Origin of the sequence: Pseudomonas sp. W22_MBD1_FP4, from assembly GCF_052113765.1 — a bacterium.
Lineage (GTDB): Bacteria > Pseudomonadota > Gammaproteobacteria > Pseudomonadales > Pseudomonadaceae > Aquipseudomonas > Aquipseudomonas sivasensis.
This window is the reverse complement of record NZ_JBGQOI010000001.1, coordinates 298056-324042: the sequence shown is the minus strand read 5'-3', so window position 1 is coordinate 324042 and position 25987 is coordinate 298056. Positions and strand designations below refer to the sequence as shown.

Genomic DNA, 25987 nt, shown 5'->3' with positions numbered 1-25987 from the left:
CGACTCTAAAAATATGCACCTCTACTTCGCCTCAACTATTTAAAGTTTGATTATCTTTATATTATCTATAGAAAGAACGGTACCACCTCCATAATTAGAATTCATAAGTGTAATTTTTAGACGAAGATTGCTTGAATTTACTCTTGGACTAAAATCGAAAGAATGAGTCGCCCAAGAGCTCCCACCACTAAAATTAGTTCTTTGAACTCCTACAACACCTTCCGTCGCGACCTCAACATAGCAGCCCGTATTAGAAGTGCTGGCAAAGTCGATAGTAATTCTATATGGATACCCAGCAGCCAAATAACCATAGTTAAAAAATTTAACTATTCCGCACGGAAACTGTCCACTTCCGTTACCCTGCCAGTATCTTCCGGAACCACTGCCAACAATTGAACCGGAGCTGGAGTAATTAATCCAGTTATTCATACTTCCATTATTAAAATCAGTACTATCAACAACATTTACGCTTTTGACTGTATAAACCGTCCTTGGAAAACTAACCGCACCTGCTTCATCCGCATTCGGATCATATGCCACCTTGAAATCAACCCATATTTGATTTCCATTCGGGCAACTTTTGAGCCAGCTTAACAATACAAAGTGATCGATACCTGAAGCAGATGGGTGTGCATATCCCGTCCATACATTATAGGGGTTAGGATTTGCGCCCCCACAGTGGAAAGTCAGCCAAACCTTCTTGCCAGCGACCTGCAATGGCCAAGGTGTAATAGCAAGAGAAGCATTTGCTGTCATCGCGGCGATATCCAGCGTCCCGTTATGGGCGACACCATTGATCAAAGGTCTTGGCAAGTTAGCGTCGGGTATCGGCGTCACAGTCACTGTAACCACTTGCGATGAACGCACCACTCCCGCACGCGTCACATCATATTTAAGCGTGAACGTCTTATTGGTATTGCCAATGTTCGCGGCAATCGCAGCTGCGGGAATAGCAAATGTCACCACGCCACTGGTCAACCCGGACTTGGCTGCGATAACTGGCGAACCCGCACCGGCAGTCCCCACCATCGTGACCTTGATGCTGTCAGTGGTATACATCGGCGCATATCTCACCTCCACCGTGCCGCCATTTAATACATTCAATGGCGCCAAAGATACAGATGCGCCCGTACCGGTAGCCTGGGTCAAATTAGGTACTGGGAACTGCGCCGGCAGTGTATTGACGTTGTATTCCACCACTGGAAATACAATAGCGTCAGCCTCCGTTAGGCCAGTGCCTAACGCCGCTTTGAAATGCAGCGTCAATTTGGTGTTGTGCCCTAACTCTTTCAAGTACGACGCATAAGTTATTCCACTTTGCCACCACCCCTGGCTGAACCAAGTAGAATTGACATTTGAAGCACCACCATTCCAGTGAGTGCGGTTGTGCGCCTCTCCTCCATTCTTGAAACCTCTGAACTCAATCCAAACCGGAGAACTAGTCGCAATGAAGGGCCAGTTGCCGACCCGGAGCGTTCTATTAGCCGTACCGCTTGACAGGTCTAATACCTTGGTAGTTTGGTTCGCCTCAATCATTTGGATCACGGTTTTTGCCAACTCGGCTTGAGGTATCGGCGTCACCGTCACTGTTACCACCTGCGATGAACGCACCACTCCCGCACGCGTCACTTCATATTTAAGCGTGAACATCTTATTGATATTGCCAATGTTCGCGGCAATCGCAGTTGCAGGAATAGCAAATGTCACTACGCCACTGGTCAACCCGGGCTTGGCTGCAATAACTGGCGAACCCGCACCGGCAGCCCCCACCATCGTGACCTTGATGCTGTCGGTCGTGTACATCGGCGTGTATTCCACCGAGACTGTGCCGCCGCTTTGTGCATTCAAGGGCGCCAGGGTCAACACCGCCCCCGTACCGGTTGCCTGGGTTAATTTTGGGACAGGAAATTCGGCTGGCAAGGTGTTGACCCGGTACTCCATTATCGGAAAAGTCAGGGCCTCAGCTTCGGCCTTACTGCTACTCACCGCCGCTTTGAACTCCATCTTAAGCACAGTGCCATGACCCAACCCTTGCAGGTAGGACCGCGGCAAATTGGGTTCTATTTTCCCATTAGCGATCCAGGTCGAGTTAACCGCCGAAGCCCCGGCCCCGTTGTACACCAAACGATCATGGTCAACGTTGCTGGCTGTTTTGCCCAGCAACCTCAACCACACGGGGTAAGGTGCCGTGATAAATGGCCAGATGCCGACAGTGCCTCTGGCGTCTCCAGTAAAGGCGCTCAGGTCCAGTACCTGGGTCTCGGCATTGGCCTGGTTGATTTGCAAAACTGTCTTTACCAACTCGGCGAGCGGTATCGCCTTGACCGTTACCGTCAATATGTCTGAATGAACCGTTGCACCTGCGCGCGTCACCCCGTATTGGAATGTCACGGTGGTGTCCTGGTTACGAATGTTGGCGTGAATCGCCGCTTTGGTGATATCGAACTCCACCTTCTGCAGCGCTTCATTACCGGGTTTGGCCGGAATGGTCGGCGAGCCACCATTGCCTGCACCGATCATGGTGACCTGAATGGAGTCGGTACCCCGCATACCAAGGTAGGTCACCACCAGTTTGGTGCCGTTCTGTACCTTGAGCGGTTCCAGCGTGGCGGTCCCTGGGCCGGTCACCTGTGCTTCCAGCAAGGTCGGCGACGGCAGCTCGCCCACACCCTGGCTTACCAGGACCTCGGTAATTTGTGAGTAACGCGGAACTTCATCGCCGCGCTTGAGCGTGTAGAACACCGTCACCGTTTCATTCAGGTTGCTGGTGACGTAGTAGCTTTCGATGTAATGCTCGGTGGTGGCACCGTCTACGGGCACCTGCACCGGCACCTCGATACGCGCCTTCGGCCCGACCCAGTGCATCCTGATCCAGTCATCGCGTTTTGTTTCTGCAAATGGTGCAAACACTTTGGCATAGGCGCCAATATCATCCGGATTCAACTGACCACTGATTGCCTTATCGATAATCGGCGCGGGCATCGTGCGTTGAAGCTGGCCCACAACAACTTGCAACCGCAAGGATTCCTGCGGACGACTGCCAGGACGTGTGTGGGCGTAGAACACTTCCACCAGGTGTCCGTCAAAACGCGAAAGCTCGTCAGGGTATACGATGAACTCCATGTCCCCGTCGGGATTGGCTGGAATATCGTCGACTTCGCGACCTACCCGATGCTCGATGGTGATATCGGGGCTGCTGACCCGGAAAATCACTTCCAGATAGCCGTTTGCCGGCCAAATGGGTTGCAAGGGGAAATACACGGTTGCAGCGAAGTCAGGCTCGATGTGGCCGCCCAGGTCCTCCTTGATCTGCGGCGCCGGCCATCTGACGATTTCGCCGACCACATCCAGGTAAAGCTTTTGAGAGGGCTGCTCAATCGTCCCTTGTTGAAACACGATATGCACGCTGACGGAGCCGTCGGCGATGGCAGCCACCAGCGCATTAGGCACATTGAATGTGTAGAGCCCTGCCGAATTCAGCGACCTGGTTTCTGTATAAGGAATTGAGTTCCCTTCGCGGTCCACACCCGCCCAGATCAGCGTCAGTATTGAATAGGCGGCGACCTCTGCGCTGGTGATCCACGCTTGGATTTGTGCATCCAAACTGCCCAGTTCGGCCAGGTCAATCTCCGTGTCGGTGCCGGTGCCTGGAAATGCTAGCCACGGCGCTTCCGGGCGGATCTGATTCAGGTGCACATCAATCAGCGTTGTCGCCGACCAACGTGCCCATTCATCCGGCTGGTTACCCCCGGCGTCGCGGACCTGATACCCCACTCTTGTGTCCCGGCTGTTGCCTGCGGCACTGATAGTGGCGTAGTCAACGGTCAGCGTAATATCACGGCCTACTTCATTAGGCTGCACACGATGGAGTACCCGCTGAGACCCCCAGACCAGAATGATCAGGTCGTAGGCATGCATGTGAATCCAATGGCGGATGATGATATTGACCCCTGCCAATGCATCGACTTCGCTGACGCCATTCAACAATATGGAGGGTGGAACCACATACACCAGCCCCTGGTGGCCGGGCAATATGCTATTGGGGTCACGGTCCCCGGGGCGCGTCAGGCTAACCCGGTACTTGCGCTCTTCGGTAAACGACTCATTGCCACTGGCACGTCTTAATTTGCCGAATACCGGGTTGGCCCAATATTGGACGACTTTGTGGAGAGGGACGGTCAAAGGGATACGGTCCAGGTGTTCCTCACCCTCGCGAATCTGGGTAGACGCTACGGGAACATTGCGGTTGCCCCAATAGAGATACGCAACGCTACCGGGGTTGACACCGTCTTTGGGGTTTCTGAGGTAAACAACGAAATCACCCTCCGTATGCCGAAGGCCGATACCACCGTGGGCGCCGTCAGGATCGCCTTCGAAGGGAGACTCCAAAAGCGACACTTCAATGGGGGGTAAGAGGGCTTTAGGGGTTTTTTTCCGGGTCATGGCAAAAGTACTCGCAGGGCGCCGTGAGGGAGGCTTACCTGCATCAAACTCTTCAAACCCTGGGTTGCCTACTGTCAGAACTAACAGGTAGCGACGGGTGGTAATGACCCGATGATTGAACAGTGCGCTCGCTATCGGCACCTGTTAATTCTGAATGAGCACGTAGTTGTGAGCGCTCCTTACTATGCTTGGCGCCAACCATACGCCGGGTCTAACCATCAGCCGACTACCCACCATTTCGGCAACAACTGACGCACCCGCCCTTCCCCAAACCGATCATCCATCAACATCACCACTCCCCGATCGTGCTGGCTGCGGATCACCCTGCCCGCCGCCTGCACCACCTTTTGAATACCGGGATACAGGTACGTGTAGTCGTACCCCGCGCCAAAAATCGCGGCCATCCGCAGCTTCATCTGCTCGTTCACCGGGTTGAGTTGCGGCAGCCCCAGGGTGGCGATAAACGCGCCGATCAAGCGTGCACCGGGTAAGTCGATGCCTTCTCCGAAAGCACCACCGAGTACGGCAAAGCCGATCCCCTGGCTGTGTTCGGTGAACTGGTCGAGAAACGCCTGTCGCTCGGTTTCGGCCATGCCCCGCGATTGCTGCCACAGGGTGATGTGCGGGTGTCGTTCGGCGAGCAGTTGAGCCACCTGCTGCAGGTAATCGAAGCTTGAAAAAAACGCCAGGTAGTTACCCGGTTGCTGCCCGAACTGGCGGGCTATCAGCTCGACAATGGGGGCCAGCGAGGCCTCGCGATGCACGTAGCGGGTGGAAATTTCATCGATAATCCGCACCTGCAATTGCTCGGCCTTGAACGGTGATTCCACATCGATCCAGGCAGTGTCCGTCGGCAGGCCGAGCAGGTCGGCGTAATAGTGCCGAGGGCTAAGGGTCGCCGAAAACAGCACGCTGCTGCGGGCGGCGGTGAGCCGGGGGCGGATGAATTCGGCGGGCACCACGTTGCGCAGGCACAGGGTGGAACTGCTGCGTTTGCCGCTGAGCTGACGCTTGTGGATGTCGAAGATGAAGTGTTCATTGAACAGCTCGGCGACTTTGGCAAATTGCAGCGCTTCAAAGTAGAAAGCTTGCAGGTCACCGCTGAGGGCTTCGGGGTGGTCGTTGAAGTAATCGCCCAAGGCGCTGGTGCACAGGCTCAAGGCCTGGAGCAGCTTTTCCGGACGCGCGGCGTAGGCCTGGTACGGCGCGAGCTGGTCTTTGTGAAGGGCATTCCATTCGCGATTGAGGCGCTGCAAGGGTTTCTTCAGGGGCTCGGGCGCAGTGTCGCGCAGGCCCTTGAGGCTGTACTGGTCGAGGCTTGCGCTGTACATGGAGCGTGCGCGTTCTACCAGGTTATGGGCTTCGTCCACCAGCACCGCGACGCGCCATTGGTTGAGTTGGGCCAGGCCGAAGAGCATGGCGCCGAAGTCGAAATAGTAGTTGTAGTCGGCGACGATCAAGTCGGCCCAGCGTGCCATTTCCTGGCTGAGGTAATAAGGGCATACGTCATGGGCCAGGGCGACCGCGCGCAGGTTGCGCTGGTCGAGCAGGCTTACCTTGGAGGCGGCAATGCGCGCGGCGGGCAAACGGTCGTAGAAACCCTTGGCCAAAGGACAGGAATCACCATGGCAGGCTTTGTCCAGGTGTTCGCAGGCTTTGTCCCGCGCCACCAATTCGAGCACACGCAATTGCAAGCCGGTGCTGCTGGTGAACAGCACCTGCGATGCGTCGAGGGCAAGTTTGCGGCCCGGGGTCTTGGCGGTGAGGAAGTACACCTTGTCCAGTTGCTGCGGCGCAAAGGCCTTGAGCAGCGGGAAGATCGTGCCGATGGTCTTGCCGATGCCAGTGGGCGCCTGGGCCATCAGGCATCGTCCGGTGCTGGCGGCTTTGTATACCGTCTCCGCTAATGTGCGTTGGCCGGGGCGAAAGTCGGCATGGGGGAAACTCAAGGCTTGCGCGGCGGTGTTGCGCGCTTCGCGGTGCTGCATTTCCTGTTGAGCCCAGCCGAGGAATAGCGCGCATTGCTGGTTGAAGAACCTCTCCAGATCAGGCGCGTGGAAGCGTTGATTGAGCAGGGTCTCACCCTCGCCGACGATATCGAAGTACACCAGCGCCAGGTCGATTTCCGTCAACCCTAGCTTCTGGCACATCAGCCAGCCATACACTTTGACCTGGGCCCAGTGCAATTGCCGGTGGTTGGCGGGCTGGGCATCAAGGTCGCCGCGGTAGGTTTTGACTTCTTCCAGGCGATTGGCATCGGGGTCGTAGCCATCTGCCCTGCCCCGTACCTTGAGTTGTTGGTACTCGCCTTCCAGTGCTACTTCGTTTTGGTAGTGCGCACTGCGGCGCGACGCGACTGTGCGGTGGCCCACGATACCTTCCTGGGCGCTGGGTGACGGGGTAAAGCGCAGGTCCAGGTCGCCGACCTTGGCCGTGAACTCACACAATGCGCGCACGGCCACGTTGTAGCTCAAGCCGGTTGCTCCGCCCAGCGCACGTAGCAGACGGTGACCGGCATCTGGTTCTCGCCACAGAACTCCAGCCAGCGCAGTTGGTTGTCCTGCAGACGGTCGCCCGGACCTTTGACTTCGATCATGCGGTAGGATTTTTGCGCAGGCCAGAACTGGATCAGGTCCGGCATGCCCGCGCGGTTGGCGCGGATGTCCAGGAGCAGGCGTTCAAACCAGTAGCGCAGGTGTTCGGCGGGCAAGCATTCCAGGGCCTGCTCTAACAGGTCTTCACTGAGCAGATTCCAGAATACGAAGGGCGATTGAATGCCCCACTTGGCGGCGTAGCGCTGGCGAATGAGGGCCTTGTACCGATCATCCTGCAGTTGCTCGAAACACGCGGCGAACAATGGTGCGCGGCGCTGGTGGAAGTCTTCGCTGTGCAAGTCGGCCGGGCCACGCTGGAACGGGTGGAAAAACGCTCCCGGCAGCGGTGCGAAGATCGCGTCCCAGCACAGCAACCCGAACAGCGAATTGATCAGGCCGTTTTCCACGTAATGCACCGGCGCATCGGGCGCGCTCAAATGAGCCTGGACGCAGTACTCCACCGACATCAAGGGTTCCGGCAGTGCCAGTTCCAGGTCCAGGCGCATGACTTCCCGTGGTCTGAGCCTGGGCAGCTTGGGCTCACCCAGCTTGCGACGCAGGCGCGGCATGACGCGCAGCAGGTGTTGCTGTTCGGCGGCACTTTCCGGTGCCTGTTGCGCGGCACTCGCCAGAACCAAGGCCTGGGCGTAGTCCTCCTGGCGCTCCAGCACGCGGATCAATCGCGCACGGGCGCCGGGGTAGGCGCAGGCACGGTAGATTTGCTCGGCCAAGGCCAACTCGGCGCTGCGCTCACAATACTGCCCCATCTGGAACAGCAGCTTGGCCCGGCGTTTTTCCAGCCAGGGGTTGTCGGTCGTCAGCGTGGCCACTTGCGCCAGCACGTCGTGCAGCGCGGTGCCGGTTTCAAACGCGTGCTGGCATTGGTGCAGGAACAGCACGCCGTGCACGTCGTCACGGCTGCGCAAACCCCGGGATTCAGCGCAGAACGCCACTTTTTCGTAGGTGTAGATGCCGAGGTCTGCCAGCACGAATTCCGACCAGTCCTGGTGCAGATTGCCGAAGAACATCAAGCGCAGCCGGTCACACAAGTCCATCACGGTGAGGCTGTACAGCGGTTCGGCAAGCTGCGGGCACCACTGGGCAAAGCTGCGGGTTTCACTGAACTGCGCTGCCAGCCCCTCAAGCCAGTCGGCCTTCTTGCCTTTGGGTTGGTCGATCCACGGCTTGAACGTGCTGAGGATTTCGCCTTTTTGCAGCAAGGCGAACACCTCTTCAAAGGCCAACAGGCATTGATCGTCAACCCAACCCAATTGCCGCAATGGCGTTGCAGCCGCGTGGGTACAACCGACCTCCTGATAGCTGAGTTTCCCCGCGCGAAAGTGCACGCCCTTGCGCATTACCATGCGCACCAACAACGCCTGGGACGGCTGCGGCAAGCTGTCGAATTGCTGAATGAAATGCTGTTCGTCAGGGTCCAGCAGATCGGCATAGCGCTGCCCCAGCCATTGCAGGACCTGGCGGAAGTTGTGCAGGTAATAGAGCGGGTCGTCGAGGGGGTTGGTCATGGCGCAAGCGAGTCAAATACTGGTTATGCATACAGAGTGCCGGTCCCGATGCTCTGTTGCAATCGGTAATAGATAAATGGCTCACGCAACTTTTTGTATAAAAGTGATCAGATGGTGGAGTCGATGGCGTAACATTTGCGGCCCGCAGCCGCACGCTGCGGGACTTTTCAGGGTTAAGGTAAGGGTTATGAACATGAAGAATTTGGGTCTGCCACTGGTTGCACTCACATTTCTGGTATTGGCCGGTTGCGCGACGCAAACCGTAGTGACACTGCAAAATGGCACGCAGTATTTGACCAAAGACACCCCAAACGCCAAGACCGCCGATGGTTTTTATGAGTTCACCGACATCGCCGGCAAACGCATCCGTGTCAAAGCTGACGATGTGGCGACGGTGCGCAAGGAAAAGTGAAGTGGTTCTTCAGTCGATATCTTTATTGACTGAGCCACCGCCATCGGGGGCAAGCCCCCTCCCACAGGGTTGACCGCGTTCCAATTTGACCAATAGCGTCCGCTGCCCACTGATGCGCAAGGAAGACTGATTCTCCGCTGCCAACATTGATCAATTGTGGGAGGGGGCTTGCTCCCGATGGCGATCTTCCAGTCAACATCTCCATTGACTGAACCAACGCCATCGGGGCAAGCAAGCCCCCTCCCACAGGGTTGACCGCGTTCCAATTTGGCCAATAGCGTCCGCTGCCCACTGATGCGCAAGGAAGACGGATTCTCCGCTGCCAACACTGCCCAAATGTGGGAGGGGGCTTGCCCCCGATGGCGGGCTTCCAGTCAACATCTCCATTGACTGAGCCACCGCCATCGGGGGAAAGCTCCCTCCCACAGGGTTGACCGCGTTCCAATTTGACCAATAGCGTCCGCTGCCCACTGATGCGCAAGGAAGACTGATTCTCCGCTGCCAACACTGCCCAAATGTGGGAGGGGGCTTGCTCCCGATGGCGATCTTCCAGTCAACATCTCCATTGACTGAACCACCGCTATCGGGAGCAACCCCCCTCCCACCGTTTTAACTGATGACAATCCCCTCCCCCGACAACCCAACCACTCCCACCAGCGTCACTGAATCCCCGCCAAAACTGATCACGGTATCCCCGCCCACCACCTTGGCGTGATCACGATAATCGCCACTGCTCTGCACGTCCGTAAACACCAATTTGTCCGTTGGCTGATAGCCAATAATCCGGTCCTGGCCAAACTGCCCGCTGAATAAAAACATGTTGTGCCCACTGCCGTCGCGGATCGTGTCGTTACCCTTGCCGGCCTCGATAAAGTCCGCGCCCTTGCCGCCCTGGATCAAGTCATTGCCAGCGCTGCCAATGATGAAGGTGTTGCCTTTGTGGGGCTCGGCGTTGCGATTGAGGTCCTGCACCCACGTGTTGGCCCGCGCAGGGTCCGACAGGTTGGCGACAATAATCGTCGAGTCGCGAGTCATCACTTCATAGAACCCGGACTCCAGAACACGCGTCATGCCGTCGCCATATCCGGTGGGCAAATGGGAGATCCAAGTCGGCAGGTTGGTGATGGAAAACGGCAGCACGTTCCACAGCGTCGAGGCGTAATGGTCGTTGAAGCTGACGATATTGTCGGTGGTCGATTCATGGGGCTTGTCATGCACGCCCAACGACGACCAGTTGACGGATGAGCCGTCCAGCGCACGGAAAACCGGATCGTTTTCATAGCCGACATTGAGCACCTTGTCGCCGCTGCTCTGGGTCGGCGAGGCGTAGGCCACATAGTTGGCGTCCTTGAAGAAGCCCGCCCATTTACCGTTGCTCAAGTCCGCCATGCTGTTCACCGCAAGGCCACCCAGGCTGTGGCCGCTGACTACCACGTCGTGGCCGCTGAGGCCGTGGGCACTGGCGTAGTCGGCGATGTTCTTGAGCAAACCGCCGAAGGCTTCGCCGGCGTAGTTTTTCGCGTAATCCTTAGGCCCCAGGGCCGCGAGCAGATCGCTGACCAGATCGCCGATGGAGTCGCTGATCAGGCTTTCCCGCGGGCCTGAAGTACCACGAAAACCGATGCCGATTTCCAGCAGTTTGCCGGCGTCATCGTACTTGCCGAGCACTTCGACCTGGGCCGTGGTGTAGCCCGGTTTTTCGCCAAAGAAGGTGCCCCTGGCGTCGACCTTGCCGGTATAGCCCAGGGCGCTGGCGCTGATAGGTGTCCAGCCGGCGTGTTGCACGGCCTCCAGGGCGGCTTTTTCCGAGTCGGGGTTCCAGGGAATGCCGGGGATCACGCCCTGGGAATCACTGCTGCCCAACAGCGCGCCGACCAGGGTGGCCGGCAAGCCAAGGCCCAGACCGTTGTGCTGATAACCCACGGCAAAGCCGTTATCCAGGTTGTGGTAGGTGTACAGCGTGATCGCCATGGCATCGGCGAACAACGCTTTGGAGCCTTCGGCGCCCAGGTTTTTATAGTCGAATACACCCATGGTACTGCCTCTCTTTTGTTGGAGTTGTCGAGAAAGCTGGTTAACGCTGTGCGGGCCCGAACGCTTCGTCCACCTTGGCCAGATCGGTGTCGCGCAAGTTGCCGGCGTAGTAATGCAATTTGGTCCAGGCCATCAAATAGTCGTAGCGAGCCTGGGCGAGGTCGCGTCGGGTGCTGTACAGCTGCTGTTCGGCATTCAATGCATCGAGATTGACCCGTTCACCGCCGAGGATGCTCTGCTTGGTCGACACCACCAGCGCCTCCGCCGAAGCCAGCGCCTTTTGGTACGCACGCAGCTTGCTCACGCCCGACAAACAGGCACTGAACTGCCGACGCAGTTCGATCAGGGTTTCCCGGGTCTTGCCCTCCAGCTCGTACTCTGCCTGCTCCATGGCGCGACTGGCCTGGCGAGTAGAGGCCGATATGCCGCCACCCGCGTAGAGCGGCAGGCTGACTTCCACGCCAATGGTGTTGGTGTCATAGCGCTGGTTGTAGGTGTTGCCGCTGTCGGACTCCTGCTGGCGTGAACTCGCGTAGGCCGTGACCTTGGGCAAATGCCCGGCGCGATTGCGCTCCACTTCGTAGCGCGCCACCTCCAGGGCCTGGCGTTGAGACGCGAGGGTGGGGTTATTACTGATTGCCAGTTCATGCCAAGTGTCGTAATTGGCCGGGGTCAGGGCGAATGCGGCGAAATCCTGGTTAAGCGGCGCCAAGTCGTGGATGTTGACGCTCTGCACGCCGATCAAGGCGCCCAATTCCCTTAACGACGCGTCTTGTTCGTCCAGCGCTTCGATCTCTTCGGCGGTGGCCAGCTCGTAGCGCGACTCGGCTTCGAGAATGTCGGTACGGGTGCCCTCACCCTGCTGGAATAGATGCTGGTTCTGCTGAAACTGCTGCTCGAAGGCCTTTTTCTTGGCGCGGGCGATGTCGATCTGGTCCTGGGCGAACAGCGCTTGGGTGTAGTAGGTCAACACCCGCACCAGCAGCGCCTGGCTCTTGTCACGAAAACTTTCGTCGGCAAACAACGCCTGGGCCACGCCTTTGCGGTAGTTGGCATAAGCCTCGTAGTCAAACAGCGGTTGTTGCAGGCTGAAGGTGGAACCGTAGCTGTTGTAGTTGCGGTCGTCGTGATAATTGCCGCCGCGCCCGTCGGGCAAGGTGGCCTGGGAGTTGTTGCGGCCCTTGTTGTAGTTGTACGACAGCTTGGGCAGCAAGCCAGCACGGCCGATGGTGCGGTTTTCCAGGCCGGCGTCGCGCTCCTTGATCGCGCCAAGAAACACTGGGTCGTTGCGCAAGGCTTGCTCGTAGACATCAAACGGGCCCATGGCAGCCTGGGCACTGGCGCAGCAGAACAATAAGGCGATAAACACAGGTTTCATGTTCATTCCTCGGTCAACGCTGAGCCGGCGCGATCCAGCAGCGGTTTGAACAGGTAATTGAGCAGCGAGCGCTCGCCTGTACGCACGAACATCTCGGCGGGCATCCCCGGCTTGATCACCAGACCCTGGAGTTTTTCCAACGCTGCCTCGCTCACCGTGGTACGCAGCACGTAATAGGGCGCACCGGTTTTCTCATCAAGCATTTGGTCGGCAGAAATCAGGCTGACCTCCCCCGGCACGCGCGGCGTACGGCTCTGGTTGAACGCGGTGAAGAGAATATCCACCGGCAAGTGCGTGCCGACCTTGTCCACCAGATGCACCGGTAGATGCCCTTCCACCTCCAGGCGTGTGCCTTGGGGCACGATCTCCAGCAGGGTTTCACCGGCACGCACCACAGCGCCTTCGGTGTGCACGCCGAGGTTGACCGCGATGCCGTCGGCCGGCGCGTTGATTTCGCTGTGTTGCAGGTCGAACCCGGCAGAGGTCAGTTGTTGCTCAAGGGTCAGGCTGCGCAGTTGCGCGTCGGCCAATTGGCTGCGCACTTCCTTCTGATACTCCTCGCTGTGCTGCTGCAACTTGAGACGCGACTCGACGATGCCCTGCTCTACCCGGCCGCTTTCCCCGGTGTTTTGCGCCAGGTCTTGTTGCACTTGGGACAATTGGCGCTGGTACTCCATCAGCCGATTGCGCGGGATGTAGCCGTTGTCGGCCAAGGGTTGCAGGTTGCTCAGTTGATCACGCAGGGATTGGGCCTGGGCGGTCAAGTCGCTGCGGGCACGACGCATGCCGCCGAGTTGCGCGGTGGCGCCGTCGATATTCGCGCGAATGCCGGCTTGCTCGCGGGCGAAGGCCTCGCGGCGGCTGCTGAACAACTGACGCTGGCCTTCGAGCACCAAGGCCAAGGCAGGCTCGGGATTGCTGCTCAGCTCGGCGGGAAAGGTGATGGAGGATTGATTGTCGCGCTCGCTCTGCCAACGCGCCACACTGGCCCAGGCCATACGGTACTGGGCTTGCAGCGATTGCACGTCGGCCTGGTTCTGGGTCTGGTCGAGACGGAACAGCGGCTGGCCCTGTTTCACCAGCTCGCCTTCACGCACCAGAATACGGCTGACCACGCCGGGGCTGAGGGTTTGCACAGCCTTGCGCTTGCCGGACACCACCACCGTGCCTTGCACGGGAATCCCTTGATCCAGCGGCGCGAGGCTGGCCCACAGAAAGAAACCACCGGCACCGACCACTGTCAGCAGCCAGCCCATGCGGGCGAAAAAACCCGCGTCGCGTTGTTCGAAAGTCATGCTGCTCATGCGCCTGGATTCCTTCCGGCTTGATACTGACGACTGAAACTCACACCCGGTTTGTCCTTCGGCGGTTCCTGCTGGCCGGACAACGCCCTAAGCACGTCCTGGCTTGGCCCGAACGCCTGCAAACGGCCTTCGTTGAGCACCAGTAACTTGTCGGCCTGGGCCAATGCCGACGACCTGTGAGTGACCAGCACCACGCTGCTGCCCTGGGCTTTCATCTGCACAATGGCAGTGGCCAAGGCCGCTTCGCCCACGGTGTCGAGATTGGAGTTGGGTTCATCCAGCACAATCAACCGTGGCCCGCCATACAGCGCACGGGCCAGGGCCACGCGCTGCTTCTGCCCGCCGGACAGGCCGCCGCCGTTATCCCCCAGCACCGTGTCGTAGCCTTGGGGCAGGCGCAGGATCAGTTCATGCACGCCGGCTTGTTGTGCGGCCTTGACGACAAGCTCAGGGTCCGCCTCGCGAAAGCGCGCAATGTTGTCGGCGATGCTGCCGCTGAACAGTTCGATGTCTTGGGGCAGATAGCCAATGTGCGGGCCGAGGTCGTCGCGGTCCCAGCGGTGTATGTCCGCGCCATCCAGGCGCACGGTGCCGGCCAGGGTCGGCCACACGCCCACCAGCACACGGGCCAGTGTGGATTTTCCGGAGCCCGAGGCACCGAGCACGCCAAGCACTTCGCCCGCTCCCAAGGTAAAGCTGACTTGATGCAACGTCGCCACGCGCTTACCCGGCGGGCCGGCACTGACCTGCTCGAAGCTGACTTGGCCCTTGGGTGCGGGCAGTTTCATCTGCTCCACTTCCGGAGGGAACTCGCGCAGTAATTCGTCCAGCCGCTGGTAGGCCAGCTTGGCCGAACTCCATTGCTTCCACACCGCAATCAACTGGTCGATGGGGCTGAGCACACGGCCCATCAGGATCGAACCGGCGATCATCATGCCTGCTGTCATATCGCCCCGGATCACCAGCAGTGCGCCGAGACCGAGTACCAGTGATTGCAAGCATAGCCGCAAGGATTTGCTCAACGAGGTGATCACCGAACCGGTGTCACTGGCCTTGTTCTGCAGGCCGAGGAACTGCGCATGCACCGCAAACCAGCGCTTGCGCAGCGCGCCGAGCATGCCCATGGCCTGGATGGTTTCGGCGTTGTGCAAATGGCTGGTGGCCAGTTGCGTCGACTGTTGGGAGAAACCACTGGCCTCACCCAATGGCTTCTTCGTCAGGTATTCGTTGAGGCACGCGAGGCCGATCAACAGCACAGCCCCGGCGGTGGCCAGCACCCCAAGCCAGACGTTGAACAGGAAAATCACAAACAGGTAGATCGGAAACCACGGCGCATCAAAAAACGCGAACAGCGCCGGCCCCGTGATGAATTGGCGGATATGGGTCAGGTCGCCCAGGGATTGCCCGGCATGCCCCTGGCCGCGTTGCAGATTGCGTTCGAATGCGGCCTTGTACACGCGTAAGTTGAAACGCCGTTCCAACTGACTGCCGATACGGATCACGATGAAACTACGGATCACTTCCAGGGTGCCAATAAACGCAAAGAAGCCCACGACCATCAGCGTCAACATCACCAGGGTGGTTTCGTTCTGGGAGGACAGCACGCGGTCGTACACTTGCAACATGTAAATCGACGGCACCAGCATCAGCAGGTTAATTAATGCCGTGAAGCAGCCAACGCTGATCAAGATGCTCTTGTATTCACCCAGCGCCTTGAATAAGGGCGCTACCGCAAAGGGCTTGGCCATATGTTCTGATCTTCCTTGAGCCAAATTTCGCGCATAAGTTGCCCGAACCCTGATAAAGGCCGGCCAACTAATAAAATCGAGTTATAAAGTTATAGCGATAACTAAGGCATTCGTTTTAATTCAACCACGACGCCCGCCTGGGTGCGGGCTTGATACTCCCCGTCTTTCTGGCGATTCAAATGAGTGATCCCGCTGCCTTCGGCATTGAATAGCCAGATACCGTCCGGAGTGGGCGACCATGTCAGGGGGGTATCGCCCAGCCATTGGGCGGCACAGGCCACATCACCGCTCAACGCGTTGGCCTGTTCGAGCAGGTCGAGGGCGCACACCTGATCCTGCTGGTGCAGTTGCCAATGCCCGGCCAATTGAGCGCTGGAAGGTAAAACAAGACTGCTCGCCATTGCGTGGGCTCCTGCCGACACGAACATCACCTGCAATACGCAGGCGATAAAGTTGAAAAAACGCTGCATCTTCACGCTCCATCCTGGAGGCGCGACGCCGAAACGCCGCGCCTTTGTATCACGCCACGATGTCGCTGACGGCTGCCTGGCCTACGGTGGTGACGAGGAAATCCGCCACGCCGTGCCCGGAGAAGTCGACGGCCAACGTACCCAGATTGGTACCGGCTGCGTAGGTCAATACCGCGTCGCCGGCATGCCCGGTGAACGCGTTGACGAAGGTCAGGCCAGCACCTTTGGTGATGCCGCTGAGGTCGATCTTGTCCGAACCCGAGGTGAAGTCAAAGATCTTGTCCGCCGCCCCTGGCTTGGAGTCGGAACTGGCACCGAACACAAAGGTGTCATTGCCGGCGCCGCCCCACAGTTGGTCCGCACCGCCAGCACCGTAGATCAGGTCGTTGCCGGCCCCACCCTTGATAATGTTGGCGGCGTTGTTGCCGATGATCAGGTCATTACCCGCACCCCCGAAGGCGTTTTCGACCGTCACGCCCTTGGCGATGGACACGTTGCCCACCAGGCCGCCTACGTCGGAGAACGAGGCTTCATTGAGGTTGATCTTCTGGTTCTGAGTGAAACCGGAGAAGTCCAGGGTGTCGTTGCCGCCACCGTCCCACACCGAGAACACCAGCTTGTCGGCGTTGGAGGTAGCGCTGAGGAAATCACGCCCGGTGTTGGAATTGAAGCCGTAGGTGGTGTCGCCGGCGCGTGTGTTGTAGTTGGCGCCGTATAGCTTCTGGATTGCTGCGATGTCGTCGATCAGCGGGCCGGAAGCGTAGGCCTCGACGCCGCCTTTGCTGAAGTTTTGGTTGGTGTTGCTCTCGCTCCAGTAACTCATGAGGCTGTAGCCGCGCGTGTCCTGTCCATAGGTCGCGTCTTTGTAAGTCGGCGCGCCTTCGCCGGCGTTGTAGTCGCCAGGGTGAGCCAGGCCGAGGGTGTGGCCGATTTCGTGGGTCAGGGTCTGCCGGCCGTAGTTGTTCAGGTCCGGAGTCTTGTTGGGCGTGTAGCTGTTGTTGGTCAGGTACCACGAGGTGCCGTCGTAGCCTGCACCGGTGCCGGGCAGGTAGGCGAACGCCGCTGCGCCATCCTGGCCGCTGCTGTAGTTGCCGAATGTCATGTGGCCGTCACCGCCGGTGGCTTTCTCGGTGAAGGTGACGTTGGCCACGTCCGACCAGGATTGCATGGCCAGTGCGGCCTGCGCTTTCTGCTGGGCGTTGAACTGGCTGAAGCCCGAGATGCCATGTTTGTTCATGGTGCTCGACGACGCCGAGGTCAGAAAGGTGTAGGTCAGGTCGATCTTGCCGTTGCCGTCAAAGTCCCGGTACGCGGCGCCGTCGCGCAGCAGCTGGGTGGCGGCCTGGTCGACGGTGTAGGACGGTTTGCCGTTGATCGTGAGGTTGCCGCCACGGTCATACAGATGGCTGAAGCTATCGATTTGCGAGTAAGCGGTGCTGGCTTGCGCCGCCGACACGATAGCCTTGTCTTTTACTTTGGACATAAACGTACTTCCTTGTTTGCAAGTGCATCAGTCTTTGATCGATAGGAACCTCGCGGGCGAGATCGTCCTATCACTCGCCTCTTTTGAAGGCGTAAGAAAACTGACACAACTTGAAATCTTTCGTCTACATCTATTTCCGCCGTAAAAAAGTAGCAAACTGCCAACTAGTGAAACTTTTGTGCAGGGTTTATTGGGGCAACTTGGTTTTGTCCGACAAAAAGCAGCGGGCACGTATTTAAATATTAAATAGCACCAATGCCGCCCAAGTTGAGCGGCACAGTTAATAATTGGATCCACTATATTGCCACGGTGTCATTGGCAACATTAAACAGCCATTACTTCAACTAATAATAGGCGTTGTCCCCCATTACCGGGACACACTCCACCCCGTATCGTGTAATGCCTGTAACAGCGTCTCACCCATCAAACCCGGGACTTGCACGCCATCGTCGGTGTTCATGGTTTCACCCGCCAGAATGGCGTTGATGATTGCCTCTTCCACCGCCTCTGCTGCGGCGCTGAACAGCGGCGAAATGTGGTCGTTATTGACCATCTGCAACGCACTGCTGAACGGCAGGCCCTTGCGGCCGTAATCCGCGGCAGGCAGGTCCTGGTTCCCGGTGGCGAAAGCCAGGAACAGATCGCCACTGGAATCTTCGGTGCCGCCGCCGGTACGGGCGATGCCGATGGAGGCGCGTTGCGCCAGACGCTGGCATTGATGCGGCAGCAACGGCGCGTCGGTGGCCAGGATCACCACAATGGAGCCCATGCCCGGCGTACCGCGCTCGGTGAAGGGCGATGGGATGTCCATCAACCGGCGTCCTACCGGATAGCCATCCACCCGCAGCTCCTGGCGCTTGCCATGGTTGGCCTGGACCAGCACGCCGACGGTCCAACCGCCCTGCTCCGCCGGCAAACGCCGCGAAGCCGTGCCGATACCGCCCTTGAACTCATGGCAGATCATTCCGGTGCCGCCCCCTACCGCGCCCTCTTGTACCGGGCCGGCTTCGGCGTTTACGACGGCTTCGCGCACATGTTCGGGTTTCACATGTTGGCCCCAGATATCGTTGAGCAGGCCGTCGTAGGTCTCCATCACCACCGGCATGCACCAGTACACCGCCGGGTCCGCGAGGCGCTCGCGCTCCAAGGCGATCAAGGTGTCGCGCACAATGCCGATGCTGTGGGTGTTGGTGATGGCCAGCGGTGTGGTCAGCAGCCCTGCTTCACTGATCCACTCCAGGCCCGTGGCATCGCCATTGCCATTGAGCACGTGGTAGCCGGCGAAGCAGGGTTGCTGGCGCGCTTCCCCGGCGCGCGGCTGGATCACCGTCACACCGGTGCGCACTTGCTTGCCGTCGATACGGGTGTTGAGGGTACTGTGGCCCACCCGCACGCCCGGTACATCGGTGATGGCATTCAACTCACCGGGTGTGCCCAGCCCCAAAGTGATGCCCAATTGACGTGCGCGCATAACCGCTCCTTACAATTTCTGGAAGACCGGACTCGACCGGCCGCTGATGCAATAGAAAATCACCGACAAGGCCAGCAAGCCGAGGATGATCATGATGTCGCGCACAGACGCCGCATAGATCAAGGTCACCAGCAAGTAACCTGCACCGATGACAGCCAACAACGCCGGCAACGGCCACAGCGGCATGCGATACGGGTGTTCGCGGTCGCGCAGCAACACGCGGCTCATCAACGCGCTCAACGCCACTACCAGGTACACCAGCATGATCAGCAACACGCTGAATGAGGTGAGGTCCGCCAGGTTGGAACTGAAGCTGAGCAGCGCCGACGGGATCGCCAGGAACAGCGTCGCCAACCAGGGCGAATCCCAGCGCGGGTGAATGCGGGTGAATAGTGTGTTGATGGTCGGCGTCCACAGCGCATCGCGCCCGCTGCTGAATACCACGCGGCCGATCTGGATCACGATGGCGACAATCGCGTTGAACACCGAGAGGAAGATCCCGGCACTGACCAAGCGCGACAAGGTTTCATTGCCGTGGCTGGTGAGCAAGTAGCCAATGGGGTCTGGGCTGCTGATCATTGCGCTCAGGGACGGCGCGCCGATCAGCAGTGCGGTGATCGGTACCAGTTCGATCACCACCACCAAGCCCAGGGACCACAACACGGCCTTGTGCACGCCTTTGCCGCCGCACTTCATGTCTTCGGCCAGCAGCACCGCGGGGCCGTAGCCATTGTAGGAAAACAAACCTATGCCCACTGCACCGATCACCAAGGCCCACGGCGCGAGATGCAGCACGCCGTTTTCGACGATCTGGGGCTGGAACAACACACTCGCCGGCTGCACCGGGTTACCAAACCCGATAAATACGATCACCAGTAGCGCCGCCACTTCCAGCAGCAAACAGGTGCCGGTAATCCAGGCATTGAGCTTGATATTGAGAATGCCCAGGGCGTAGCTGCACACCACAATCACCAGGGCGACGGTTTGCGAGTCGAACGTCGTGCCCAAAGCGTTGTTGAGATAGGTCGCGGCCCCGGTGGCCAATACCGGCGGGATGAATAGCAACATCACCAGCACTGTGAGAAAGGTCGCATAGTCAGCCATGCCACCGAACACACGCTTGGCGTACACATATTCACCACCGGCACTGTTGTGGGCGCGACCCAGTTCGGCATAACAAAACGCGAACATCAGCGCGAGCAGGCCGGCCATCACAAACGCCAGGAACACACCACTGCCCGCCTGCTGGATGGCAAAGGGCGCGATCACAAACACGGAACTGGCCGGCGTCACTGCGGAAACGGTGATGGCCACTACATCGAAAACGCTAAGGGTAGGTTTCAACACGCCGTCAGGCGTGGGGGAAGTGCTCATATCGTTATCCTCTGTCGTTGTTCTTGGTGTGAGGCAGAAACGAAAAATGATGTTTTTCGGGATATGTTTCCCGTTGGATGATGAAGACGTTATCGCCCAGGAGCTTGTCAGCCAATTCCCCTATTGGCGTACTCCCCTTGACGGTTCCCGGCAAAAGCCGAACCCTTGAGCGATCTTTTGCTGGCGGGAGCCTGTGATATGAGCCTGTTCCGTGAGGTCGGCATGCACGCTGGCTTGGGCCGTACCGTCGCGCACATCGGTACCCAGGGTTTCTGGAAACAGTTGGTGCTGTTGTTGCACCAATGCCTGCCCTTCGATAACGCGTTGGCGATTTTCTACCCGTTGGAGGGCGCGCCCCAAGCCCTTGAGGAATACGACGCCCAGCCCAGCAGCAAACCGGCGTCGATGCTGACGTACCTCAATGGCCTGTATTTGCTCGATCCGTTTTTCCAGGCGTGTCGCGAAGGTTACTCCAGCGGTGTATACCGCCTGGAAGAAGTGGCGCCGGACCATTTCCGACAGAGTGAATACTTCCTCAATTACTTCCATGACAACGTGCTGGAAGACGAGGTGCAATTGATCCTGCAACTGCCGGGGATGGGGACATTGTCACTGTCGTTGGGAATGCAGCGGCGGTTCAGTGCAGAAGACACTGGGCTGATGACGATGATGGCGGCGTGGGTACTGCCGCTGATGCAGCAGCATTGGCAGCAAAGCACCCAGCGCGCCCCGGCCATGGACAGCCAGATCAGGGATGCCTTGAGCCAGTTCGGCTGTGGCGTGCTGTCGGACCGAGAGCTGGAAATCGCCCGCCTGGTGCTGCGCGGGTTTTCCTCCAAGGCCATGGCTGAGCGCCTGAATATCTCGCCGGACACGGTGAAAGTGCACCGTCGGCATTTGTACGCAAAGCTGGATATCTCATCGCAGCCGGAGCTGTTTTCGTTATTTATCCAGTCGCTGGGGCATGATCTGGAAAATCCGTAGAACGATATCGACGTAAAACGGCCGGGCAGCACACGCTGCCTGACCATTTTGCGGTGAGTGGATTTAACTAAAGAATTTAACGTGATCGGCCAACAACTTTACATTATCAATACGGATGGAGAAGTTAGGCCCCTGCGCATTGACTTTCATATCCAGCGTACTCCAACCAAAAGGGCTGTGCTTTAACTGTACATCGCCTACTTTAGCGGGTGCACGAGGCCGAATATGAATTATCTTTATCTTGTTATTCTTCACCATGTCAGACAAATCAACTTTATCCTCCCTTGGATTGAAGTTGAAAATAGTATCCGGATCATTGCTCGTAGAGTCTGTTAAGTGTTCGTACTTGAAGGTATTCGCACCTCGCGCGCCGACCAACTGGTCACTGCCCCCGCCACCGACAAGCACCGAAGCCTCGTCGGGCCTGGCGTTCAGGCGTTCGCGAGCGTCTGTGCCACGCAATACAGGAAGGCTGTTTTCGGGACGAGTCCACGTTCCGCCATTTGGCAAACTTTGTACTGAAGACATATGAGGTACCTTTTCATGTAATGATCAATAAAGAAGCTTCGTGAATTGCGGACGAGAACTTCTCACACTGATACCTCCCTTCCAACTCGAACTGTTTTTCCTGTCGTTTCCGAAAAACAGCAAAACATCCCTTAGTCTAATAATTCAACTGAACGTTGCTGGCCACGCTTCGTAGACCAGCAACACTTTCAAATATATTTTGCAGTACTCGACAGCGTTTGATCAGCGGCCCATACGAATCGTATTCCACACCCGCGTGCGAATCCGGTCGATATTCAGCGGCATTGATTCCAGCGCGAACAACTTGCCCATCATGGCTTCGCTTGGGTAGATCTTGGTGTCCGCCTTGATCTCAGGATCGACCAGGCTGTCCGCAGCGCTGTTGCCATTGGCGTAATGCACGGAGTTAGTAATGTCCGCCATCACTTGGGGCTCAAGCAGGTAGTTCATGAACGCGTAGCCAGCCTTTTCATCGGGGGCATCCGCAGGCATGGCCACCATGTCGAACCAGATAGCGGCACCTTCCTTGGGGATCTGGTAACCGATTTTCACGCCGTTCTTGGCTTCCTTGGCGCGACTCTCGGCTTGCAGCACATCGCCGGAGAAGCCGACGGCCACGCAGATGTCGCCGTTGGCCAGGTCGCCGGTGTATTTCGAGGAATGGAAATACGCCACGTAAGGCCGCACTTTCATCAGCAAGGCCTCAGCCTTTTTGTAGTCTTCGGGCTTCTTGCTGTGGGGCGGCAAACCCAGGTAATTGAGGGCGATAGGCAACAGCTCCGGGCCATTGTCGAGGATGGCTACACCGCACTTGCTGAGTTTTTCCATGTATTCGGGCTTGAAAATCAAGTCCCAGGAGTCCACCGGGGCGTTATCCCCCAGCACGGCCTTGACCTTGTCGATGTTGTAGCCGATGCCGGTGCTGCCCCACAGGTACGGGAAGCCATGGGCATTACCCGGATCGTTGTTTTCCAGGGTTTTGAGCAGCACCGGGTTGAGGTTTTTCCAGTTGGGCAACTGGCTCTTGTCGAGCTTTTTGAGCGCGCCGCCCTGGATCTGCCGGGCCATGAAATGGTTGGACGGAAACACCACGTCGTAACCCGAGTTGCCGGTCATGAGCTTGCCGTCGAGGGTTTCGTTGCTGTCGTACACGTCGTAGCTGAAACCGATCCCGGTCTGCTTCTGGAAGTTCTTCGTGGTGTCTGGCGCAATGTAGCTGGACCAGTTGTAGATTTTCACCGTCTCGGCGGCCTGGCTAATAGAGGCCACCAACATCAAGGGCAACAGGGCAATGGCTTTCATGGTTCGATTTCCTGGCGGTTTTAGGGCTGTTTTTATGGCAGGCGATCAAGGATCAAAGCGTTACAGAATCAGTACGTAGGTCTTGCGCACGGTTTCCTGGATATCCCAGATTCCGGTGCTGTTGGCCGGCAACATCAGTGCGTCGCCGGCTTGTATGTGGACGATTTCACCGTTGTCGGGGGTGAAGGTGCAGCGGCCCTGGATAAAGTGACAAAACTCCTGGGATTTGATCTGCCGACGCCAACGACCCGGCGTGCATGCCCAGATGCCGGTTTCGACGCCGTCGCTGCGCTCTACGCTCAAGGTCGAGGCCACCGCAATCGGCTCGCCCAGGGGCACGGCCACGGGTGACGAGTCCGGCAGGTGGGCATTCAGCGTGTCTTTGAAGTGCGTGATGCTCATGGGTTTTTCCCGTGTAAGTGAAACGACTCAGTGCATGAACCCTTCCATGAATCCGGCCAAGCCGGTCGCCAGCTTGCGGCGCCAAGGGGCGGTGTTGGGATTGGCCAGGACTTGGTCTTCATGGACAAAACTGCGAATGATCGCGTTGTAACCCAGCCAACGGCAGGGTTCCGGTTCCCAGGCCTTGAGCGCATCAAGGCCGCGCTCGCGGATAACCCAAGGTTGATAGGTCAGTGGCGTGTCGCGACGGAGGATCAAATCCGCCAGAGTGCGGCCACCCAGATTGGTGGCTCCAACGCCCTCCCCGCCATAACCGCCGGACAGCGCGATGCCGGTGGTGTGATCACAGAGCATGTGCGGTCGAAAATTGCGCGACATACCAAGGTTGCCGCCCCACGAATGGGTAATCCGCACGTTCTTGAGCTGTGGGAAGAGTTCGCCGAACAGATAGCGACGTAGCTCCACTTCGCTATCGGTCAAATCGAAGTTGTGGCGAAGTTTGCCGGCGAACTGGTAACCGCCGCGGGCCCCGAACACCAGTCGGTTGTCCGCCGTGCGCTGACCATAAGTGACCTGACGGCTACTTTCGCCAAATGCCTGGCCGTGGCGCAGGCCAATCTCGTCCCAGGTGCTGGCGGGCAGCGGCTCGGTGGCGACGATCAGGCTTTGCACCGGCAACTGGTAGCGGCCCAAAGGCGGCAAGGTGTTCGCGTATCCCTCGACGGCGGGCACTACCCAAGCGGCGCGGACACTGGCCTTATCAGTGCACAGGCTGCCGGACTGCCACTGGGTGACCGGACTTTTTTCGTAAATCGTAACGCCCATGCGCTCCACTGCCCGCGCCAGGCCGCGCACTAGCTTGGCCGGGTGGATCGTGGCGACGTGAGGTGCATAGATACCGCCATAGGGTTTGGCAATGCGGATCTGTTCGGCCAACTGCTGTGGGCTCAGCCAGCGATAATCGGCTTCGGTGAGGCCTTGGGCGTAGAGCTTGTCCAGGTAGGCACGCAGGCTGCCCTCCTGCTCGGGGTAACGGGCAGCGCAGTAAAGCGCGCCACCCTTGCGGTAGTCGCAGTCGATGCCTTCGCGGGCCAACACGTGGGCGACTTCATCCGGAATGCTGTGCAGCAGGTCGAATGAGGCCCGGCGTTGTTCAGGTGCCAGGCCGGCCAGCAGGCGATCTTCACCCAGCAGGTTGCCCATCAGCCAGCCGCCGTTGCGGCCCGATGCACCGAAGCCGGCAGTTTGAGCCTCGATAATCGCAATCTTCAGCTCGGGCGCCTGGCGTTTGAGGTAGTAGGCGGTCCAAAGCCCGGTGTAGCCAGCGCCGATAATCGCCACATCGACGTCCAAGTCGTGTTCCAGGGTCGGCCGCGCCACCAGCGGGTCGTCCAGTTGGTCCATCCATAAACTGATGTTGCGCCATGCCGGCATGCCAAGCTCCCCAACCACGTTTCGATGGGGCTGATCCTAGGGCCGGCGGTTATTCGTTGTCTTGCGCGCGTGCACGCAGGGAAATTTGTTTGACGTAGGCCTTGGGCGACTGGCCGGTGTGCTGGCGGAAGGCACTGTAGAACGCCGACAACGAATTGAAACCGGCGGCAAAGGCCAGGTCGTCGACCTTGATCGGCGGGCGCGCGTTATCCAGCGCGGCGAGCAAATGCTGCAGGCGCGCCTGGTTGACGTAGCGATAGAAGCTTTGACCCAGCACTTGGTTGAGCAGGTAGGAAATCTGATTGCGGCTGTAACCGCACTCCTTGGCGACTCGCTGCAGGTCCAGTTCCGGGTCCAGATAAGGCTGCTTGTGCTCGAAATACTGCTGCAGGTCATTGGCCATATGCCCCAGTTGCTGGGGCGACAGGCCCAAGCGGCTGACGCTGGGGCGCTGGGCCTGGGACGGTTGTTCGTGCACCAGTGACGCGTATTCATTGACGCGCCAGATCAGCCCATCGCGCACGGTGATGGCCTCGCTGGTACGGAATGACACCAGCCCATGGCCACCACGCAGAGTGATGCGGTACTGGATAAAGGCGGTATCGCCGTCGGCGCGGATGCGGTCGGTGTGTTCAATCGCTTCGTCAGCTTCGCGTGGCATGCTGGCTTGCAGGTAATCGCGCAGCTCGGCGTAACCGACTACGCGGTTCTGGAAAAAGTCGTGGTACTGGATGTCCGGGTGGTAGTAGGACATCACCCCGTCCAGATCGCGATGGCGCCAGCACAGGTGATGGCGTAATACCAGGTCGCCCGTGGCTTGAGTATGCAGGCAATCATCGTCGGGAGCGATGTCAGGCATGGTGAGCTCTGCAGCGGGAAAACCGTGGAGATTGCCGAAATTCGGTGGTGCGTTCAATGGCTAGGTGCAACTTCGGACTAATGGCCTCTTGCCCATTTCTGAGCAGGACATGACCCACATCAACCGTTAGGAAAACAACCGCCGAACGGGATGAAAAAAGTCACCTCCGGTTAAGAGCGAATGCTATTTTTAAGCTCTACAACGCCAAGACCAGTGACGGTCATGGCCCCCTGCCGCGAGC

Annotated in this window: 18 protein-coding genes; 2 read left to right on the top strand and 16 right to left on the bottom strand. The window is 58.4% G+C overall.

Annotated features, from left to right (window positions below; genetic code table 11):
- Positions 1-39: 39 nt before the first annotated feature.
- The 3 genes from ACEN2T_RS01565 to ACEN2T_RS01555 form a co-directional block, all read right to left on the bottom strand.
- Positions 40-4443: a hypothetical protein gene (locus ACEN2T_RS01565; protein WP_442116167.1), complete on the bottom strand. Its 4404-nt coding sequence runs from the start codon at positions 4441-4443 to the stop codon at positions 40-42.
- A 218-nt stretch (positions 4444-4661) separates the two neighbouring features.
- On the bottom strand, positions 4662-6917 hold the full coding sequence (locus ACEN2T_RS01560; RefSeq protein ID WP_442116166.1) for an ATP-dependent DNA helicase: 2256 nt from the start codon (positions 6915-6917) through the stop codon (positions 4662-4664).
- The gene (locus tag ACEN2T_RS01555; RefSeq protein WP_339481215.1) at positions 6914-8563 is read right to left on the bottom strand and encodes a VRR-NUC domain-containing protein; all 1650 of its coding nucleotides are present in this window, start codon (positions 8561-8563) and stop codon (positions 6914-6916) included. Before ACEN2T_RS01555 ends, ACEN2T_RS01560 begins: the two co-directional genes overlap by 4 nt.
- Positions 8564-8750: 187 nt before the next feature.
- Between ACEN2T_RS01555 and ACEN2T_RS01550 the strand changes: the two genes are divergently transcribed.
- A complete protein-coding gene (locus ACEN2T_RS01550) occupies positions 8751-8975 on the top strand; it encodes a YgdI/YgdR family lipoprotein (RefSeq protein ID WP_122681023.1) in 225 nt (74 codons plus the stop codon).
- A 609-nt stretch (positions 8976-9584) separates the two neighbouring features.
- Here the strand turns inward: ACEN2T_RS01550 and ACEN2T_RS01545 are convergent.
- From ACEN2T_RS01545 to ACEN2T_RS01510, 8 genes are all read right to left on the bottom strand, one after another.
- Positions 9585-11009, bottom strand: coding sequence for a polyurethane esterase (locus tag ACEN2T_RS01545; protein ID WP_442116165.1), 1425 nt, complete (start codon positions 11007-11009; stop codon positions 9585-9587).
- 40 nt (positions 11010-11049) lie between these two features.
- Positions 11050-12387 (bottom strand): TolC family outer membrane protein, encoded by a 1338-nt coding sequence (locus ACEN2T_RS01540; protein WP_179178992.1) that lies wholly within the window; start codon positions 12385-12387, stop codon positions 11050-11052.
- A 2-nt stretch (positions 12388-12389) separates the two neighbouring features.
- A complete protein-coding gene (locus tag ACEN2T_RS01535) occupies positions 12390-13691 on the bottom strand; it encodes an HlyD family type I secretion periplasmic adaptor subunit (RefSeq protein ID WP_122753309.1) in 1302 nt (433 codons plus the stop codon).
- Positions 13688-15439, bottom strand: coding sequence for a type I secretion system permease/ATPase (locus tag ACEN2T_RS01530; protein ID WP_442116164.1), 1752 nt, complete (start codon positions 15437-15439; stop codon positions 13688-13690). The genes ACEN2T_RS01535 and ACEN2T_RS01530 overlap by 4 nt, the downstream gene beginning before the upstream one ends.
- A 101-nt stretch (positions 15440-15540) precedes the next feature.
- Positions 15541-15909: an AprI/Inh family metalloprotease inhibitor gene (locus ACEN2T_RS01525; RefSeq protein WP_032891485.1), complete on the bottom strand. Its 369-nt coding sequence runs from the start codon at positions 15907-15909 to the stop codon at positions 15541-15543.
- 49 nt (positions 15910-15958) lie between these two features.
- Complete coding sequence (locus tag ACEN2T_RS01520) at positions 15959-17392, bottom strand: serralysin family metalloprotease (RefSeq protein ID WP_032891484.1); 1434 nt, start codon at positions 17390-17392, stop codon at positions 15959-15961.
- A gap of 367 nt (positions 17393-17759) precedes the next feature.
- Positions 17760-18863 carry a DmpA family aminopeptidase gene (locus ACEN2T_RS01515; RefSeq protein ID WP_179178994.1) on the bottom strand — a complete coding sequence of 368 codons (1104 nt, stop codon included), beginning with the start codon at positions 18861-18863 and terminating at the stop codon, positions 17760-17762.
- Positions 18864-18872: 9 nt separating this feature from the next.
- On the bottom strand, positions 18873-20237 hold the full coding sequence (locus ACEN2T_RS01510; protein ID WP_442116163.1) for an APC family permease: 1365 nt from the start codon (positions 20235-20237) through the stop codon (positions 18873-18875).
- Between the two features lie 198 nt (positions 20238-20435).
- On the opposite strand from ACEN2T_RS01510, the gene ACEN2T_RS01505 reads away from it, so the two are divergent.
- The gene (locus tag ACEN2T_RS01505) at positions 20436-21221 is read left to right on the top strand and encodes a helix-turn-helix transcriptional regulator (RefSeq protein WP_032891481.1); all 786 of its coding nucleotides are present in this window, start codon (positions 20436-20438) and stop codon (positions 21219-21221) included.
- A 63-nt stretch (positions 21222-21284) separates the two neighbouring features.
- Here ACEN2T_RS01505 and ACEN2T_RS01500 read toward each other — a convergent pair whose 3' ends face one another.
- The 5 genes from ACEN2T_RS01500 to ACEN2T_RS01480 all read right to left on the bottom strand — a co-directional run bounded on the left by ACEN2T_RS01500 (position 21285) and on the right by ACEN2T_RS01480 (position 25746).
- Positions 21285-21749 (bottom strand): M10 family metallopeptidase C-terminal domain-containing protein, encoded by a 465-nt coding sequence (locus ACEN2T_RS01500; protein WP_442116162.1) that lies wholly within the window; start codon positions 21747-21749, stop codon positions 21285-21287.
- A 222-nt stretch (positions 21750-21971) separates the two neighbouring features.
- Positions 21972-23051: a polyamine ABC transporter substrate-binding protein gene (locus ACEN2T_RS01495; RefSeq protein WP_032891479.1), complete on the bottom strand. Its 1080-nt coding sequence runs from the start codon at positions 23049-23051 to the stop codon at positions 21972-21974.
- A gap of 60 nt (positions 23052-23111) precedes the next feature.
- Positions 23112-23453 carry a cupin domain-containing protein gene (locus ACEN2T_RS01490; protein WP_032891477.1) on the bottom strand — a complete coding sequence of 114 codons (342 nt, stop codon included), beginning with the start codon at positions 23451-23453 and terminating at the stop codon, positions 23112-23114.
- Positions 23454-23480: 27 nt separating this feature from the next.
- Complete coding sequence (locus ACEN2T_RS01485) at positions 23481-24887, bottom strand: NAD(P)/FAD-dependent oxidoreductase (protein WP_442116161.1); 1407 nt, start codon at positions 24885-24887, stop codon at positions 23481-23483.
- A gap of 49 nt (positions 24888-24936) precedes the next feature.
- Complete coding sequence (locus tag ACEN2T_RS01480; RefSeq protein WP_095184808.1) at positions 24937-25746, bottom strand: helix-turn-helix transcriptional regulator; 810 nt, start codon at positions 25744-25746, stop codon at positions 24937-24939.
- Between the last annotated feature and the right edge of the window lie 241 nt (positions 25747-25987).

Bases quoted from the DNA above. Each gene is read 5' to 3' on its own strand.
- ACEN2T_RS01565 (WP_442116167.1), bottom strand. From the start codon at position 4,443: ATGACCCGGAAAAAAACCCCTAAAGCCCTCTTACCCCCCATTGAAGTG.
- ACEN2T_RS01555 (WP_339481215.1), bottom strand. From the start codon at position 8,563: ATGACCAACCCCCTCGACGACCCGCTCTATTACCTGCACAACTTCCGC.
- ACEN2T_RS01550 (WP_122681023.1), top strand. From the start codon at position 8,751: ATGAACATGAAGAATTTGGGTCTGCCACTGGTTGCACTCACATTTCTG.
- ACEN2T_RS01545 (WP_442116165.1), bottom strand. From the start codon at position 11,009: ATGGGTGTATTCGACTATAAAAACCTGGGCGCCGAAGGCTCCAAAGCG.
- ACEN2T_RS01540 (WP_179178992.1), bottom strand. From the start codon at position 12,387: ATGAAACCTGTGTTTATCGCCTTATTGTTCTGCTGCGCCAGTGCCCAG.
- ACEN2T_RS01535 (WP_122753309.1), bottom strand. From the start codon at position 13,691: ATGAGCAGCATGACTTTCGAACAACGCGACGCGGGTTTTTTCGCCCGC.
- ACEN2T_RS01530 (WP_442116164.1), bottom strand. From the start codon at position 15,439: ATGGCCAAGCCCTTTGCGGTAGCGCCCTTATTCAAGGCGCTGGGTGAA.
- ACEN2T_RS01525 (WP_032891485.1), bottom strand. From the start codon at position 15,909: ATGCAGCGTTTTTTCAACTTTATCGCCTGCGTATTGCAGGTGATGTTC.
- ACEN2T_RS01520 (WP_032891484.1), bottom strand. From the start codon at position 17,392: ATGTCCAAAGTAAAAGACAAGGCTATCGTGTCGGCGGCGCAAGCCAGC.
- ACEN2T_RS01515 (WP_179178994.1), bottom strand. From the start codon at position 18,863: ATGCGCGCACGTCAATTGGGCATCACTTTGGGGCTGGGCACACCCGGT.
- ACEN2T_RS01510 (WP_442116163.1), bottom strand. From the start codon at position 20,237: ATGAGCACTTCCCCCACGCCTGACGGCGTGTTGAAACCTACCCTTAGC.
- ACEN2T_RS01505 (WP_032891481.1), top strand. From the start codon at position 20,436: ATGAGCCTGTTCCGTGAGGTCGGCATGCACGCTGGCTTGGGCCGTACC.
- ACEN2T_RS01500 (WP_442116162.1), bottom strand. From the start codon at position 21,749: ATGTCTTCAGTACAAAGTTTGCCAAATGGCGGAACGTGGACTCGTCCC.
- ACEN2T_RS01495 (WP_032891479.1), bottom strand. From the start codon at position 23,051: ATGAAAGCCATTGCCCTGTTGCCCTTGATGTTGGTGGCCTCTATTAGC.
- ACEN2T_RS01490 (WP_032891477.1), bottom strand. From the start codon at position 23,453: ATGAGCATCACGCACTTCAAAGACACGCTGAATGCCCACCTGCCGGAC.
- ACEN2T_RS01485 (WP_442116161.1), bottom strand. From the start codon at position 24,887: ATGCCGGCATGGCGCAACATCAGTTTATGGATGGACCAACTGGACGAC.
- ACEN2T_RS01480 (WP_095184808.1), bottom strand. From the start codon at position 25,746: ATGCCTGACATCGCTCCCGACGATGATTGCCTGCATACTCAAGCCACG.